This is a genomic window from Rhodococcus sp. Leaf247 (genome assembly GCF_001426185.1).
Taxonomy (GTDB): Bacteria; Actinomycetota; Actinomycetes; order Mycobacteriales; family Mycobacteriaceae; genus Rhodococcoides.
In genome coordinates, this window is sequence record NZ_LMRP01000004.1 from 221,442 (window position 1) to 236,841 (window position 15,400).

Here is a 15,400-nt window from a genome sequence, read left to right on the forward strand (position 1 = left end):
TCGTCCCTGACCGGCCGGGGTTGTGCGGGCTGGCGGGAAGATCAGACGGTGGATTCCAGACAGCTGCAGACGCGTGCGAGATCGACGTGGCGGCGAGCCACGAGCATGATCTCGATGACGGTCATGGCGTCCATTCTGCCATGACGCCGAGTGCGGTCCGACCACGGCGGGCTCCGGAACGTGCTCACCAGCAGGTGGAGGACACTCGTACCGGTGACCTCCGCTGCACTCACCGCACCCGACACCGACACGTCCACACCGTTCGGGCTGTACCTGCACGTCCCGTTCTGCGCCACGCGCTGCGGCTACTGCGACTTCAACACCTACACGGCCGGTGAACTGGGTACCTCGGCGTCACCGCAGTCCTGGCTCGACGGGGTGCGCCGCGAGCTGGATCTCGCGGCGGCCACGTTCCAGCGGAAATCGGGCCGCGTGCCGAGTGTCGACACGGTCTTCGTCGGCGGCGGAACCCCGTCACTGCTCGGAGCCGACGGGCTGGCCGACCTGCTGGGGGCCGCACGGTCCTCCTTCGAGTTCTCCGCCGGAGCCGAGGTGACGACGGAGTCCAACCCGGAGTCGACGTCGCCGGCCTTCTTCGACGGCATCCGCGCAGCGGGCTTCACCAGGGTGTCGCTCGGGATGCAGTCCGCGGCGCCGCACGTGCTCGCCATCCTCGACCGCACCCACACACCGGGACGAGCCGTCGACGCCGCGCGCGAAGCAGCGGCGGCCGGCTTCGACCACGTCAATCTCGATCTCATCTACGGCACGCCCGGTGAGCGCGACGAAGACCTCGACGCGTCGCTGGATGCGGTGCTGGACGCCGGAGTCGACCACGTGTCGGCCTACGCGCTGATCGTCGAGGACGGCACCGCGCTCGCGCGTCGGGTCCGCCGCGGCGAGATCCCGATGCCCGACGACGACGTGCTGGCCGCCCGGTACGAGCGGATCGACGCGCGCCTGGCCGAGGCAGGTCTGGGCTGGTACGAGGTGTCCAACTGGGCCCGCGACCGCGACGCCGAATGTCGCCACAACATCGGCTACTGGGACGGCGGCGACTGGTGGGGCATCGGGCCCGGCGCGCACAGCTATGTGGACGGGACCCGCTTCTGGAACGTCAAGCACCCGGCGCGGTACGCCGAGACGCTGTCGACCGGCGAGTTGCCGATCGCGGACTCCGAGGTGCTTACCGCGGAAGAACAGCACATGGAACGGGTGATGTTGACGGCGCGGCTGCGGACCGGTGTCGCGGCGTCGGACCTGTCCGCGGACGAGGTGACCCGGGCTCGATCCTTCGTGGAGGAGGGACTACTCGACGCGCAGGGCGAGACATTCGTGCTGACCGACCGTGGACGACTGCTCGCCGACGGGGTCGTACGCGACATCCTCGAGTGACGGTCCTAGACAGCGATCGCGTCGTAGTCGAAGACACGGGCGTGGAGTACGACGCGGTTCCGGAGCGCGGCGCGCACCGCCCGGTGCAGCCCGTCCTCGAGGTAGACGACGCCGTGATAGTGCACGGCGTGGGGAAACAGGTCACCGTAGAAGGTGCTGTCCTCGGACAGCAGCCGGTCGAGTTCGAGCACCTTCGTGGTGGTCACGATCTCGTCGAGACGCAGCTGTCGGGGCGGAATCTTGGACCAGTCGCGCAGCGACAGACCGTGCTCCGGGTACGGCTTGCCGTCGCGCACTCCCTTGAAGATCACACCGGTCACAGTAGTGGAATGGGGCACCGCGGCGGCGGCGACTAGAATCGGCTGGTCCCCGGTGCCCTCGTCCGACAGTGGTGCCGAATCCGAGCGTAGGAGGGTTGCGATGTCGAGTACAGAGGATCGACGTTTCGAGGTCCTGCGTGCTCTGGTCGCCGACTATGTCGCGACGCAGGAGCCGATCGGGTCGAAAGCGCTGGTGGACCGCCACAATCTGGGCGTATCGAGTGCGACCGTGCGCAACGACATGGCCGTTCTCGAGGCGGAGGGCTACATCACCCAGCCGCACACCAGCTCGGGCCGCATTCCCACGGACAAGGGGTACCGGCAGTTCGTCGACCGCATCGCGGATGTCAAACCGCTGTCGGCCGCGGAACGGCGCGCCATTCTGCAATTCCTCGATTCGGGTGTCGACCTGGACGACGTGCTGCGCCGAGGCGTCCGTCTGCTCGCTCAGCTCACCCGCCAGGTAGCCGTGGTGCAGTATCCGACGCTGTCGGCATCGTCGGTGCGACACCTCGAGGTGGTCGCGTTGACACCGGCGCGGCTGCTGCTGGTTCTGATCACCGATTCCGGACGCGTCGATCAGCGCATCGTCGAATTGGGAGACGTCATCGGCGACGAGGATCTGAGCCGTCTGCGCACGCTGCTGGGCGGCGCGCTGGAAGGTAAGCGGCTGGCCCAGGCGTCCGTCGCCGTGGCCGAACTCGCGGAGACGGCTCCCGACGACCTCCGTGACGCCGTCGTCCGGTCGTCGACGGTGCTGGTCGAGACCCTGGTCGAGCATCCCGAGGAACGCCTGGTCCTCGGCGGCACGGCGAACCTCACCCGCAACGCGGCGGATTTCGCGGCGCTGAACGGCTTCCCCGGCTCGCTGCGCTCCGTTCTCGAAGCGCTCGAAGAGCAGGTCGTCGTCCTCAAGCTCATCGCCGCGACACAGGAGACCGGACGCATCACCGTGCAGATCGGTGAGGAGACCATGGCACCGGAGATGCGCGGAGCCTCGGTCATCTCGACCGGCTACGGCTCCGCGGGGAACGTGCTGGGCGGCATGGGAGTGTTGGGTCCCACACGGATGGACTATCCGGGAACGATCGCCTCCGTCGCTGCCGTTGCCCGATACATAGGAGAGGTGCTGGCCGAACGCTGACGGCCATCACCGAAGACACCACCTCACACGAACCCGTTTCGGACCGAAGGATATGAGTACTCACGTGGCACGCGATTATTACGGAACTCTGGGCGTCGACTCGAAGGCGTCCGATCAGGAGATCAAGCGCGCGTATCGCAAGCTCGCGCGCGAGTTCCACCCCGACGTCAACCCCGACGAGTCGGCCCAGGCCCGCTTCAAGGACATCAGCGCCGCCTACGAGGTGCTGTCCGATCCCGAGAAGCGACGCGTCGTCGACCTCGGCGGCGACCCCCTCGAGAGTGGTGGAGGCGGCGGCGCCGGCGGCTTCGGTGGAGCCGGCTTCGGCGGTGGCCTCGGAGACGTGTTCGAGGCATTCTTCGGCGGAAACGGCGGAGGATCACGCGGTCCCCGCGGGCGCGTCCAGCCCGGATCCGACTCGTTGCTGCGCACCACCCTCACCCTGGAGGAGTGCGCCACGGGCGTCACCAAGCACATCGCCGTCGAGACGGCCGTGCTGTGCGACGTGTGCACCGGTGCCGGTACCAACGGCGACTCCAAGCCCGTCCGCTGCGAGACGTGCAACGGCGCCGGCGAGGTGCAGTCCGTCCAGCGGTCGTTCCTCGGCCAGGTCATGACCGCTCGTCCCTGCCCGACATGCCGTGGTGCCGGCGAGACCATTCCCGATCCGTGCCGCAAGTGCGGTGGCGACGGACGCGTCCGTGCCCGCCGCGAACTCGCCGTCAAGGTGCCGGCCGGTGTCGGCAGCGGCATGCGGATCCGTCTGGCCGCGCAGGGCGAGGTCGGCCCCGGTGGTGGTCCCGCCGGTGACGTCTACGCCGAGGTCGTGGAGAAGTCGCACGACGTCTTCGTGCGCGACGGCGACGACCTGCACTGCACCATCCGCGTGCCCATGGCGGACGCCGCGCTGGGAACGTCTGTCAGCGTCGACGCGATCCTCGACGGCCCGACGAACATCACTATCGACGCCGGCACGCAGCCCGGGTCCGTCCAGGTTCTCCGCGGACACGGAATGCCGAAGCTGCGCAGCGGAGTTCGCGGTGACCTGCATGCCCACCTCGAGGTGGTCGTCCCGTCGCGCCTGGACTCGACCGAGACCAAGCTCCTGCAGCAACTCCGGACGCACCGCGAGCGCGACAACGCCGAAGTGGTGACGACGGCGTCGCAGCACACGGGCGGCCTGTTCTCGCGCCTGCGCGACGCCTTCAGTCGATAGCCGGTTCGGGCGATGGCTGCGACCGTCTACTTCCTCGACCCGCTACCCGCGCCGGGAGAGACGGGTGTTCTCGAGGGCGCAGAAGGTCGGCACGCCGCGACGGTGCGGCGCACCACGGTCGGTGAACGGCTGGTGCTGTCCGACGGTCACGGGTCGTTCGCGACGGTCGAGGTGGTCGGCGTCGAGAAGAATCGCCTCGACGTCACGGTCCTGTCCGTCACGTCGGCAGCGCCGCCGTCCCCGGCCGTCACCGTGATCCAGGCGCTCCCCAAGTCGGAGCGCTCGGAGCTGGCGGTCGAGACGGCGACCGAGGCCGGCGTCGACGCGATCGTGCCGTGGCAGTCGCTGCGGTGCGTGTCGCGGTGGGATGGACCCAAAGCCGCCAAAGGCGTCGTCAAATGGCGCAACGCTGCAACGAGCGCGGCCAAGCAGGCGCGGCGCGCGTTCGTTCCGGACGTCGCGGACCTGCACGACACCAGGATGGTGCTCGAGATGGTGTCGGGTGTCGTGGCACGCGGAGGCCTGGTCGTCGCCCTGCACGAGTCCGCGTCCTCACCGTTCGTCACACTGCCGTTCCGTGACGCGGGCGAGGTCGTGCTCATCGTGGGGCCCGAAGGTGGGCTCGACGACTCCGAGATCGGCAAACTCGTCGATGCCGGTGCCGTCACCGCCCTGCTCGGACCGACGGTGTTGCGCACATCGACAGCCGCAGCCGTGGCGCTCGGGGCCCTGGGCGCCCTGACCGACAGGTGGGACGGCGCGCCCCCGGCTTGAAGGGGCAGCCGTGCGCACCTGCTCCGGTACCCGCAGCCCGCTCCCGTTGTAACCGGAGCAGGTTGCGGCAACCGGAGCACCTAGTGCCGCGGGTGCCGCACGACATAAAGGAATGCGCTTCTCGGGGGAGACGTTAAAGTGGTGAGAGGTTCCCGTCGCTGGACGAACCGAGTATCGAAACCCGAGAGAAGGCCATAGCCACCACGTGAGTGACAACACCCCTCGCGTCGCCGCAGGCGACGACAGCCAGACCGGTTCACGCTCGTCCCGCGCCGCCAAGCGCCAATCCGCCCGTCCGGTTCTCGCCGAGGCTCGTGTGTCCGAGACGATGGAACTCGATCCTGCGGTGATGTTCCCGCTGCTCGGTTCGACGGACGGAAACCTCCGCGCGCTCGAACAGGTCCTGTCGGCGGAGATCCACGTCCGCGGCAACGTGGTCACCTTCGAGGGCGCACCCTCCGATGTGGCCGTCGGCAAGCGAGTGTTGACCGAACTGGCCGCGGTGGTTACCGCCGGCGGACCCGTGACGCCCGACGCGGTCCGGCGCTCGGTCGCCATGCTGACCAGGGGTGTCAGCGAGTCCCCGGCAGAGGTGCTCAGCCTCGACATCCTGTCGCGTCGCGGCAAGACGATCCGTCCGAAGACGCTGAACCAGAAGCGCTACGTCGACGCGATCGACGCCAACACCATCGTCTTCGGTGTCGGCCCGGCCGGTACGGGCAAGACGTATCTCGCGATGGCCAAGGCGGTTCAGGCTCTGCAGGCCAAGCAGGTCAGCCGCATCATCCTGACGCGTCCGGCCGTCGAGGCGGGCGAGCGGTTGGGCTTCCTGCCGGGCACCCTGCACGACAAGATCGACCCGTACCTCCGGCCGTTGCACGATGCGCTGCACGACATGATGGACGTCGAGGCGATCCCGAAGCTCATGGCCGCGGGCATCATCGAGGTCGCGCCGCTGGCGTACATGCGTGGACGCACCCTCAACGACGCGTTCATCATTCTCGACGAGGCGCAGAACACCACGGCCGAGCAGATGAAGATGTTCCTGACGCGACTCGGCTTCAACTCCAAGATCGTGGTGACCGGCGACATCACCCAGGTCGACCTGCCGGGTGGATCGAAGTCCGGTCTGCGTGCGGCGAGCGAGATCCTGGTCGACATCGACGACATCCACTTTGCCAAGCTCGACAGCAGCGACGTCGTCCGTCACCGGTTGGTGTCGTCCATCGTCGATGCGTACGAACGGTTCGATGCGTCCGAGACGGCGTCGAGCAATCGTGCGGCCCGACGCGGCACCGGTCCTCGGGCCGCGCACCGCTGACTGCTCCGACCGGTTCGGGTTCTGCCTGCACTAGTACGGTGATCGCATGAGTATCGAGGTCTCCAACGAATCCGGCATGGAGGTCGGCGAAGAAGATCTGATCGCGGTGGCGCGCTACGCCATCGCCCGGATGGACGTGCACCCGGCGGCCGAGCTGTCGATGGTGCTGGTCGACTCGGCCACCATGGCGGACCTGCACATGCGGTGGATGGACCTGCCCGGTCCGACCGATGTCATGTCGTTCCCGATGGACGAGCTCGAGCCCGGCGGTCGCCCCGATTCGCCGGACCCGGGCCCGTCCATGCTCGGCGACATCGTGCTGTGCCCGTCGTTCGCCGCGGACCAGGCGGAGAAGGCCGGCCATCCCCTCGAGCACGAGCTCGCCTTGCTGACGGTTCACGGCGTCCTGCATCTGCTGGGCTACGACCATGCCGAGCCGGACGAGGAGAAGGAGATGTTCGGACTCCAGAACAGCCTCCTCGAGGACTGGTACGAGAGCCTGCGTCAGGCCGATCGGGATGCTGCGTCGGCGGCGAAGGACGCGAAGTTGTTGGGCAGCACCGGTTTCGTGGCACCCGACACCCGTTCCGGTGGTGAGTCCGCCCGGTGACCAGCGCTCCGGCACTGATCGTGCTCGCCGTCATCCTCGTTCCGCTGGGTGGCCTGTTCGCCGCCGTCGACTCCGCCATCAACACCGTGTCCTCGGCGCGTGTGGAGGAGATGGTCAAGGAATCGCGGGGCGGCTCCTCCGAGTTGCTGCGGATCCTGGACGACCGCCCCCGGTACGTCAATCTGATGGTCCTGCTCCGCATCCTGTGCGAGATCGGGTCGACGGTGGTTCTCGCGGGAGCGCTGCTGGACCTGCTCGAGCCGGCGGCTGCCTTGGCCATCGCCGCCGGAGTCATGGTCATCGTCGATTACGTCGTGATCGGTGTCGGACCCCGCACACTGGGTCGACAGCACGCGTATTCGATCTCGCTCGGATCGTCGTATCCGTTGCGCGCCATCGGCATTCTTCTCGGGCCGGTCAGCCGGCTCCTGATCCTGGTGGGTAACGCCATCACACCGGGCCGCGGTTTCCGCAACGGTCCGTTCGCGTCGGAGATCGAACTGCGGGAACTCGTCGACATGGCGGGGGAGCGCGGAGTGGTGGCGGCCGGTGAACGACGGATGATCCAGTCGGTCTTCGAACTGGGTGACACCTCGGCCCGCGAGGTCATGGTTCCCCGCACCGAGATGGTGTGGATCGAGCGCGACAAGTCCGCGGGTCAGGCGACGACCCTTGCCGTCCGCAGCGGACACTCCCGCATTCCCGTCATCGGTGAGAACGTCGACGACATCCTCGGAGTCGTGTACCTCAAGGACCTCGTCCAACAGACGTACACCTCGTCCGACGGCGGCCGGAGCGTGCGAGTGGACGAGGTGATGCGACCCGCCGTGTTCGTTCCCGACTCGAAGCCGTTGGACAGTCTGCTGGCCGAGATGCAGCGCGACCGCAAGCACATGGCGGTCCTCGTCGACGAGTACGGCGGCGTGGCCGGGTTGGTGACCATCGAGGACGTCCTCGAGGAGATCGTCGGCGAGATCGCGGACGAGTACGACACCGACGAGGTGGCGCCGATCGAGGAGTTGGACGACGAGAGGTACCGGGTGTCCTCCCGACTCCCTCTGGAGGACCTCGGCGAGATCTTCGACGTGGAGATCGACAACGACGAGGTCGACACCGTGGGCGGACTGCTGTCCTACGAGATCGGCCGCGTGCCGCTGCCGGGAGCTCGGGTGGAGGCACACGGGTTGATACTGGTGGCGGAGGGCGGAACGGATGCGCGTGGCCGCGTCCGGGTCAGCACCGTCCTGGTGGAGAAGAGCCCGGAACCCGAATCCGGTGACGACAGCACAGACGACGACAGAGACGAGAACGACGATGACCGACGCTGAGCCAGGCGAGTTCCACTCCGGATTCGTCTGCTTCGTCGGTCGGCCCAACACCGGCAAGTCGACGCTGACGAACGCGCTCGTCGGCGCCAAGATCGCGATCACGTCGTCGCGGCCGCAGACGACCCGGCACACGATCCGCGGCATCGTCCACCGCGACCACGCACAGCTGATCCTCGTGGACACGCCGGGACTACACCGCCCCCGCACCTTGCTGGGTCAGCGACTCAACGACCTCGTGCGCGACACGTATTCGGAGGTCGACGCGATCGGACTGTGCATCCCGGCCGACGAGAAGATCGGACCCGGCGACCGCTGGATTCTCGAGCAGGTGCGCCACAACGCCCGCGGCACCAAGCTCGTCGGGCTGGTCACGAAGATCGACAAGGTGTCCAAGCAACGCGTGATGGAGCAATTGATCGCCGTCTCGAATCTGCTCGGTCCGGAGTGCGAGGTAGTGCCGGTGTCGGCGGCGTCGGGTGAGCAGATCGAGATCGTCATCGACGTCTTCGCCAAGGTGCTCCCGCCCGGTCCAGCCTTCTATCCCGACGGCGAATTGACCGACGAGCCCGAAGAGACGTTGATGGCGGAGCTGATCCGCGAGGCAGCGCTGGAGGGTGTCCACGACGAGTTGCCGCACTCGCTCGCCGTGGTGATCGAGGAGATCGGTCCCCGTGAGGGTTCCGACTCGATGCTCGACGTGCACGCCATCCTCTACGTCGAGCGGCAGTCGCAGAAGGCCATCGTGATCGGTAAGGGCGGCACTCGACTGCGCGACGTCGGTACGGCCGCGCGCAGTCAGATCGAGAAGTTGCTGGGCACCCGCATCTATCTCGACCTACGCGTGAAGGTGGCCAAGGACTGGCAGCGCGATCCCAAGCAGATGGGCAAGTTGGGCTTCTGACCCCCGCGGCTACCGTGCCGTGCTAGATCGTCGCGACACGGTAGCCGGGTGAGAACTCAGGACAGGTGCTCGGGCTCCGTCTGCGTCTTGTGGTGCTCGTCGGACCGCATGGCGTCCTGGCCTCCGTGCCCGGTCCCCGGGCTTCCGGCCTTAGCCGGACTCAACGACACGATGATCGACTTGGACGTGGGGCAGTTGCTGTCCGTCGCCGACGAGTCGAGCGGGACCAGAGGGTTGGTCTCCGGGTAGTAGGCGGCCGCGGACCCCTTGGGCGTCTGGTACTCGACGATCCGGAAGTTCTCGGCGACGCGCACCACGTCGTCGTCGTCCCACTTGGTGGTGATGTCGACGAAGTCTCCGTCCTTCATGCCGAGTTCCGCGATGTCGCCGCGATTGACGAACACGACGCGGCGTCCGCCCTCGATGCCCCGGTACCGGTCGCTGAGGCCGTAGATCGTGGTGTTGAACTGATCGTGGCTCCGGAACGTCTGCAGCAGAAGGTGCTTCGGCGGTACTTGCAGGGCGTCGATGGGCGAGACGAAGAACTCGGCCAGCCCGGACTCGGTCTGGAAGGTCCGCGAATCACGCGGCGGGTGGGGGAGCACGAAGCCTCCGGGACGGCGTGCGTTGACCTCGTAGCCCTCGCACCCCGGAACCACCCTCGAGATGTGCTGACGGATGGTGCGGTAGTCGTCGCGCATGCCCTTCCAGTCGAGACCGTAGCGGTCCCCGATCGTGGCTTCGGCGATCTGCGTGATGATCTCGACCTCGGACTTCACATGCTTGCTCGGCGGATCGAGCGGACCGCGGGAGGAGTGCACGGAACACGTCGAGTCCTCGACGCTGATCCACTGCGGCCCGCTGGCCTGGATGTCCTTCTCGGTGCGGCCCTTGGTCGGCAGGATCAGCGCCACGTCGCCGGTGACGAGGTGCGACCGGTTGATCTTGGTGGAGATGTGGACCGTCATGTTCGTCTTGCGCATCGCCTCGAACGTGACCGTGCTGTCCGGTGTGGCCTGAGCGAAGTTGCCGCCGAGACCGAGGAAGAACTTGACCTTGCCGTCGCGCATCCCGCGAATCGAGTCGATCGTGTCCAGACCGTTCTCCCGCGGCGGATCGAATCCGAACTCGGTCTCCAGTGCGTCGAGGAAGTGCTTCGGTACGCGCTCCCAGATGCCCATGGTGCGGTCGCCCTGGACGTTCGAGTGACCGCGCACGGGCAGCACGCCGGCGTTCGGCTTGCCGATGTTGCCCTGGGCGAACGCGAGGTTGGTGATCTCCTTGACGGTGTTCACCGCGTTGCGGTGCTGGGTGATGCCCATCGCCCAGCAGAAGACGGTGGCCTTCGAGTCGCGCAACAGCTTCGCGGCGTCGGTGATCTGCACCCGGGAAAGACCGGTGACCGTCTCGACCTCGTCCCAATCGACCTCGGAGACATGTTGCTTCCACAGGTCGAAGTTGTTGGTGTACTTCTCGATGAACTCGTGATCGAGGGCGTCCCACTCGACGAGGAGCTTGCCCATCGCCTGGAACAGAGCCAGGTCCCCGTTGATGCGGATCGGCAAGTGCATGTCCTCGAGGTCCGTGCCCGGACCCACCATGCCGCGCGGCGTCTGCGGGTTCTTGAAGTTGATCAGGCCGGCTTCGCGCAGCGGGTTGATCGCGAGGATCTTGGCGCCGTTCTGCTTCGCCTTCTCCAGCGCGGACAGCATGCGCGGATGGTTGGTGCCCGGGTTCTGCCCGGCCAGGATGATGAGGTCCGCCCCGTACACGTCGTCGAGCACGACGCTGGCCTTACCGATGCCCATCGACTCCTGCAGGGCGAAGGAGGTGGACTCGTGGCACATGTTGGAACAGTCCGGCAGGTTGTTGGTGCCGTACGCGCGGACGAAAAGCTGGTACACGAATGCGGACTCGTTGGATGCGCGGCCCGAGGTGTAGAACGTGGCCTCGTCCGGGTGCAGCGAGCGCAGTTCCTTGCCGATGAGGTCGAAGGCCTCGTCCCACCCGATCGCCTCGTAGTGGGTGCCACCCGAGCGCTTGACCATCGGATGCGTGATGCGCCCCTGCTGGCCGAGCCAGTGCTCACTGTGCGAGTCCAGGTCGGCGATGCTGTGGGCGGCGAAGAACTCCGGCGTGGCTCGGCGCTTGTCTGCCTCTTCCGCCACGGCCTTCGCGCCGTTCTCGCAGAACTCCGCGGTGTGGCGATGTCCCGGATCAGGATCCGGCCACGCGCAGCTCATGCAGTCGAAGCCCTCGGCCTGGTTCAGTTCGAGCAGCGTCCGTGCAGTACGCACCGGGCCCATGCGCTCGAGCGAGCGCTTCATCGAGACGGCGACGGCAGTAGGACCTGCGGCATGCTTCTTCGGCTTCTCGATCGAGAGGTCTGCCTCGTCGTAGTCCCGTGAATCGTGCGTCGTGGTCATCGTTCCCAACTTCCCTCTTCGGCAGTTCGATACTTCGAGCATGCCCCGGTCCCACAGTAGAGCGGGCGCCCGACACGACACCCTCCGCGAACGTTTACCCCCGGCCGGGACCGGTGAATCCGTCCCCTACCGTGGGGTAGATGAAACGAACTCTGACGGTGTCCGACCACGTCGACGTCGCTGCGGAACCCGACGCGGTCTATGCGCTGCTGAGCGATCCGACACAGGTGCACCGCTGGAGTCCCGAGAACACCGGTGCCGTCGTCGAGAATCCGCGCCGCGGCGGCGCGTATGAGGGAATGACCTTCGTCGGCCGCAACAAGCGCGGCCGTGCCACGTGGAGCACCCGGTGCGTCGTCACGGCCGCCGAGCCGGGACGTCGCTTCGCCTTCCGCGTCGACGTCATCGGCCCCGGCAAGCCAGTGGTCAAGGCCAGGAATGCTACGTGGGAATACCGGATGGAGCCGATCGACGGCGGCACGAGGGTCACCGAGATCTGGACCGACGATCGCCCGTGGCCGGACGCCGTGGCCGCCGTGTTCGACAAGGTGGCGGCGGGCCGACCGTTCGCGGACTTCCAGCGTCGCAACATCGCCACGACCCTGAAGAATCTGCAGAAGGACCTCGGCGCTCCCTGATCACCGGGCACGCCCGACGTGGGAGAATAGTGAGGTGCCGACGCGGCACCCGCGTACCGGCTGGAGGTGACGAACGATGAGGTCGTATCGCGATCACGCCGTCGTGCTCCGCCAACACAAGCTGGGCGAGGCCGATCGCATCGTCACGTTGCTGACTCGCAACAACGGTCTGGTGCGCGCGGTGGCCAAGGGCGTGCGGCGCACCACCTCCAAGTTCGGGGCACGTCTCGAGCCGTTCGCCTACATCGACGTCCAGCTCTACCCGGGTCGCAACCTGGACATCGTGACGCAGGTCCAGACCGTCGAGGCCTTCGCGTCCGACATCGTCTCGGACTACAGCCGCTACACCACCGCATGCGCGATTCTCGAGACGTCGGAGCGGCTCGCGGGTGAGGAACATGCTCCCGCGCCCCGATTGCACCATCTGACGGTCGGGGCCCTGCGTGCGCTCGCGTCGGGTGAGCGCGACTCGGGACTGGTGCTCGACGCGTTCCTGCTGCGCGCGATGAACTTCGCCGGCTGGGCGCCCGCACTGGACGAGTGCGCCAAGTGCGCGACTCCCGGCCCTCATCGCGCGTTCCATGTCGCGGCCGGGGGAGCGGTGTGCACCCACTGCCGCCCGGCCGGGTCGAGCACGCCCGCGCTGGGGGTGCTGGATCTGATGTCCGCGTTGCAGAGCGGCGACTGGAACGGCACGGTGGCGTCCACCGACTCGATACGCGCGCAGGCCAGCGGCCTGGTGGCAGCCCATCTGCAGTGGCACCTCGAACGCCAACTGCGCACGCTGCCCTTCGTCGAACGCACGGGTGGCGGCGCCGTTCGCGTCGTCGGGCAGGATGAGGTTCGTGATACGTCGACGAACGCAGCACACACCGCCTGAGAAGCGGGAGGTCCGCGCGCCCGACCCGCATCCGTCGGGAGCGAGGGCGCCGATCATCCAGCCCGAGCTGATCCCGCGTCATGTCGCTCTGGTGATGGACGGCAACGGCCGCTGGGCGCAGGATCGCGGCCTACCGCGTACTGCCGGGCACGAGCAGGGCGAAGCGGTTCTCATGGACACCGTGTGCGGATGTATCGACATCGGCGTGACGTGGCTGTCGGCGTACGCCTTCTCGACGGAGAACTGGCGGCGCAGCCCGGACGAGGTCAAGTTCCTCATGGGATTCAACCGTGACGTCATCCGTCGTCGGCGGGACGAGATGCACGAGATGGGGGTGCGCGTGCGGTGGGCCGGCCGGCGTCCTCGACTGTGGCGCAGCGTCATCACCGAGCTCGAGACGGCGGAGGAGCTGACGAAGGACAACACCGTCATGACGTTGACGATGTGCGTCAACTACGGCGGTCGGGCCGAAATCGTCGACGCAGCGCGGGAGATCGCGCGGCGAGCTGCCGCCGGCCAACTCGATCCGGACAAGATCTCCGAGGCGTCGTTCGCCAAGTATCTGGACGAGCCCGACATGCCGGACGTCGATCTGTTCCTGCGTCCGTCCGGCGAGCAACGCACCTCCAACTTCCTGATCTGGCAGTCGGCGTACGCCGAGATGGTGTTCCAGGAAAAGCTCTTCCCCGATTTCGACCGTCGTGACCTGTGGGCCGCCTGTGTCGAATATGCCTCTCGTGACCGCAGATTCGGAGGTGTCAAATGAGTGAGGACGACATCGTGAGGGCACTGCAGGATCGTGCCCGTCTCGCCCTCGGCCAATTCGCCGACGTCAGCGTCGGAGACGACGGGTCGCTCGGATTCTCGTATGCCGGAGCGCTGTGTTCGCTGCGCGCAGTGGCTCTCAGTCCCGGTCTCGAGGTCCTCTCGTTGACGGCGGTGCTGGCCTGGGATCGTCCGTCCTCGGGCACTCTGCGCGGGAAAGTCGCTGTGCGCAACAGTGAATCGCAGTTCGGGTCCATTTCCCTGACCACACACGGATCGCAGGCAGACGTCGTCATGCGCTACACGTTCCCGGCGTCCGGGCTGGACGACGAGCCGTTGATGACGATGCTGGTGTTGGTGCTCTCCGGTGTCGAGAAGGCGCGCGTCGGCCTCGTCCCGTGACCCGTCGGAGCGTCGGCGACATCGACGCCGAACACATCTGGCATCCGTATTCGGGTTTCCCGTCTCCGCGTCCGGCGGTGGTGACATCGGCCGCGGGCGTGCGCATCACGTTGGACGACGGGCGTTCGTTGATCGACGGTATGAGTTCGTGGTGGGCTGCCGTCCACGGGTACGGCCACCCGGTTCTCGACGCTGCCGTCACGGCGCAACTGGGCGCCATGAGTCACGTCATGTTCGGCGGTCTGACGCACGAGCCGGCGGCCAGGCTGGCGGAACTGCTGGTGAGGATCACCCCGGAAGGGCTCGAGCGGGTGTTCTTCTGCGACTCCGGCTCGGTGTCGGTCGAAGTGGCGGTCAAGATGGCGCTCCAGTATCACCGGGCCCTGGGACGCCCCGACAAACGCCGGCTCCTGACATGGCGCGGCGGATACCACGGTGACACTTTCACACCGATGAGCGTGTGCGATCCCGACGGCGGCATGCACTCGGCGTGGTCGGGAGTCCTGGCGGAGCAGGTGTTCGTGGACGCGCCGCCGCGGTCGGACACACCGTTCGACGAGAGCTATGCGGCGATGCTCCGCGAGACGATCGAGCGCCGCGCGTCCGAGCTGGCGGCAGTCATCGTCGAACCCGTCGTCCAGGGCGCCGGCGGTATGAGATTCCACGATCCGCGCTACGTTCGCGTGCTGCGTGAGGCGTGCTCCGATCATGACGTCCTTCTGATCCTCGACGAGATCGCCACCGGATTCGGCCGCACCGGAACGTTGTTCGCGTCCGAGCAAGCCGGTGTCGGTCCGGACATCCTCTGCGTCGGCAAGGCGCTGACGGGTGGCTACCTGTCGATGGCTGCGACGCTGTGCACGGCGGAGGTGGCGTGGGTCATCAGCGCGGGGCCCGCGGGCGGTCTGATGCACGGCCCGACCTTCATGGCGAATCCGTTGGCGTGCGCTGTGGCGGTGGCGTCGACGGAACTTCTGTTGTCGAGGGATTGGCGTGCGGAGGTCGCGGCGATCGAGACGGGTCTCGGCCGCGAGTTGGTCCGTGCGAATGCTCTGCCGATCGTCCGCGACGTGCGGGTGCTCGGCGGTATCGGCGTGATCGAGCTCGACCGTGAGGTCGACGTCGCGCTCGCGACCGCGGCCGCCATGGACCGCGGCGTGTGGATCCGGCCGTTCCGGAATCTGATCTACGCGATGCCGCCCTACGTCTGCACGGCCGACGACATCCGTGCGATCGGGGAAGCGCTGGTGTGCGCGGCCGCAGTCACGCAAACTTGAACG

General features: G+C 67.2%; 16 protein-coding genes. 13 read left to right on the forward strand and 3 right to left on the reverse strand.

The window, feature by feature from the left end:
• Nucleotides 1–41 precede the first annotated feature (41 nt).
• Nucleotides 42–233: a hypothetical protein gene (locus tag ASG64_RS21690; protein ID WP_156388418.1), complete on the reverse strand. Its 192-nt coding sequence runs from the start codon at nucleotides 231–233 to the stop codon at nucleotides 42–44.
• Between ASG64_RS21690 and hemW the strand changes: the two genes are divergently transcribed.
• A complete protein-coding gene (hemW, locus tag ASG64_RS19080; protein WP_056076282.1) occupies nucleotides 214–1,395 on the forward strand; it encodes a radical SAM family heme chaperone HemW in 1,182 nt (393 codons plus the stop codon). The genes ASG64_RS21690 and hemW overlap by 20 nt on opposite strands.
• 5 nt (nucleotides 1,396–1,400) lie before the next feature.
• Here the strand turns inward: hemW and ASG64_RS19085 are convergent, their stop codons facing one another.
• Nucleotides 1,401–1,706 (reverse strand): type II toxin-antitoxin system VapB family antitoxin, encoded by a 306-nt coding sequence (locus ASG64_RS19085; RefSeq protein ID WP_042572891.1) that lies wholly within the window; start codon nucleotides 1,704–1,706, stop codon nucleotides 1,401–1,403.
• Between the two features lie 109 nt (nucleotides 1,707–1,815).
• Between ASG64_RS19085 and hrcA the strand changes: the two genes are divergently transcribed.
• The 7 genes from hrcA (at nucleotide 1,816) to era (ending at nucleotide 9,009) form a co-directional block, all read left to right on the forward strand.
• Nucleotides 1,816–2,859, forward strand: coding sequence for a heat-inducible transcriptional repressor HrcA (hrcA, locus tag ASG64_RS19090; protein ID WP_056075576.1), 1,044 nt, complete (start codon nucleotides 1,816–1,818; stop codon nucleotides 2,857–2,859).
• Nucleotides 2,860–2,923: 64 nt separating this feature from the next.
• Nucleotides 2,924–4,075, forward strand: coding sequence for a molecular chaperone DnaJ (dnaJ, locus tag ASG64_RS19095; RefSeq protein ID WP_042572814.1), 1,152 nt, complete (start codon nucleotides 2,924–2,926; stop codon nucleotides 4,073–4,075).
• Nucleotides 4,076–4,087: 12 nt separating this feature from the next.
• Entirely contained in the window at nucleotides 4,088–4,849 is a 762-nt protein-coding gene (locus tag ASG64_RS19100) for a 16S rRNA (uracil(1498)-N(3))-methyltransferase (protein WP_056075579.1), read from the forward strand.
• Between the two features lie 328 nt (nucleotides 4,850–5,177).
• Nucleotides 5,178–6,170: a PhoH family protein gene (locus tag ASG64_RS19105; protein ID WP_082518588.1), complete on the forward strand. Its 993-nt coding sequence runs from the start codon at nucleotides 5,178–5,180 to the stop codon at nucleotides 6,168–6,170.
• 46 nt (nucleotides 6,171–6,216) lie between these two features.
• Entirely contained in the window at nucleotides 6,217–6,780 is a 564-nt protein-coding gene (gene ybeY, locus ASG64_RS19110) for an rRNA maturation RNase YbeY (protein WP_042572816.1), read from the forward strand.
• Nucleotides 6,777–8,108, forward strand: a complete 1,332-nt coding sequence (locus tag ASG64_RS19115) for a hemolysin family protein (protein ID WP_042572817.1) — start codon at nucleotides 6,777–6,779, stop codon at nucleotides 8,106–8,108. Before ybeY ends, ASG64_RS19115 begins: the two co-directional genes overlap by 4 nt.
• Nucleotides 8,095–9,009 (forward strand): GTPase Era, encoded by a 915-nt coding sequence (gene era / locus ASG64_RS19120; RefSeq protein ID WP_042572818.1) that lies wholly within the window; start codon nucleotides 8,095–8,097, stop codon nucleotides 9,007–9,009. The genes ASG64_RS19115 and era overlap by 14 nt, the downstream gene beginning before the upstream one ends.
• A 56-nt stretch (nucleotides 9,010–9,065) precedes the next feature.
• On the opposite strand, the gene ASG64_RS19125 is transcribed toward era, so the two are convergent.
• Complete coding sequence (locus tag ASG64_RS19125) at nucleotides 9,066–11,435, reverse strand: FdhF/YdeP family oxidoreductase (protein WP_056075582.1); 2,370 nt, start codon at nucleotides 11,433–11,435, stop codon at nucleotides 9,066–9,068.
• Between the two features lie 140 nt (nucleotides 11,436–11,575).
• Here ASG64_RS19125 and ASG64_RS19130 point away from each other — a divergent pair, with 140 nt between their 5' ends.
• From ASG64_RS19130 to ASG64_RS19150, 5 genes are all read left to right on the forward strand, one after another.
• A complete protein-coding gene (locus ASG64_RS19130) occupies nucleotides 11,576–12,073 on the forward strand; it encodes an SRPBCC family protein (RefSeq protein ID WP_056075585.1) in 498 nt (165 codons plus the stop codon).
• Between the two features lie 76 nt (nucleotides 12,074–12,149).
• A complete protein-coding gene (recO, locus tag ASG64_RS19135; RefSeq protein WP_042572821.1) occupies nucleotides 12,150–12,953 on the forward strand; it encodes a DNA repair protein RecO in 804 nt (267 codons plus the stop codon).
• On the forward strand, nucleotides 12,910–13,719 hold the full coding sequence (locus ASG64_RS19140) for an isoprenyl transferase (RefSeq protein WP_042572822.1): 810 nt from the start codon (nucleotides 12,910–12,912) through the stop codon (nucleotides 13,717–13,719). The genes recO and ASG64_RS19140 overlap by 44 nt, the downstream gene beginning before the upstream one ends.
• Nucleotides 13,716–14,120 carry a hypothetical protein gene (locus ASG64_RS19145; protein ID WP_056075588.1) on the forward strand — a complete coding sequence of 135 codons (405 nt, stop codon included), beginning with the start codon at nucleotides 13,716–13,718 and terminating at the stop codon, nucleotides 14,118–14,120. Before ASG64_RS19140 ends, ASG64_RS19145 begins: the two co-directional genes overlap by 4 nt.
• Complete coding sequence (locus tag ASG64_RS19150) at nucleotides 14,117–15,397, forward strand: adenosylmethionine--8-amino-7-oxononanoate transaminase (protein ID WP_056075592.1); 1,281 nt, start codon at nucleotides 14,117–14,119, stop codon at nucleotides 15,395–15,397. The genes ASG64_RS19145 and ASG64_RS19150 overlap by 4 nt, the downstream gene beginning before the upstream one ends.
• The last annotated feature ends 3 nt before the right edge of the window (nucleotides 15,398–15,400 follow it).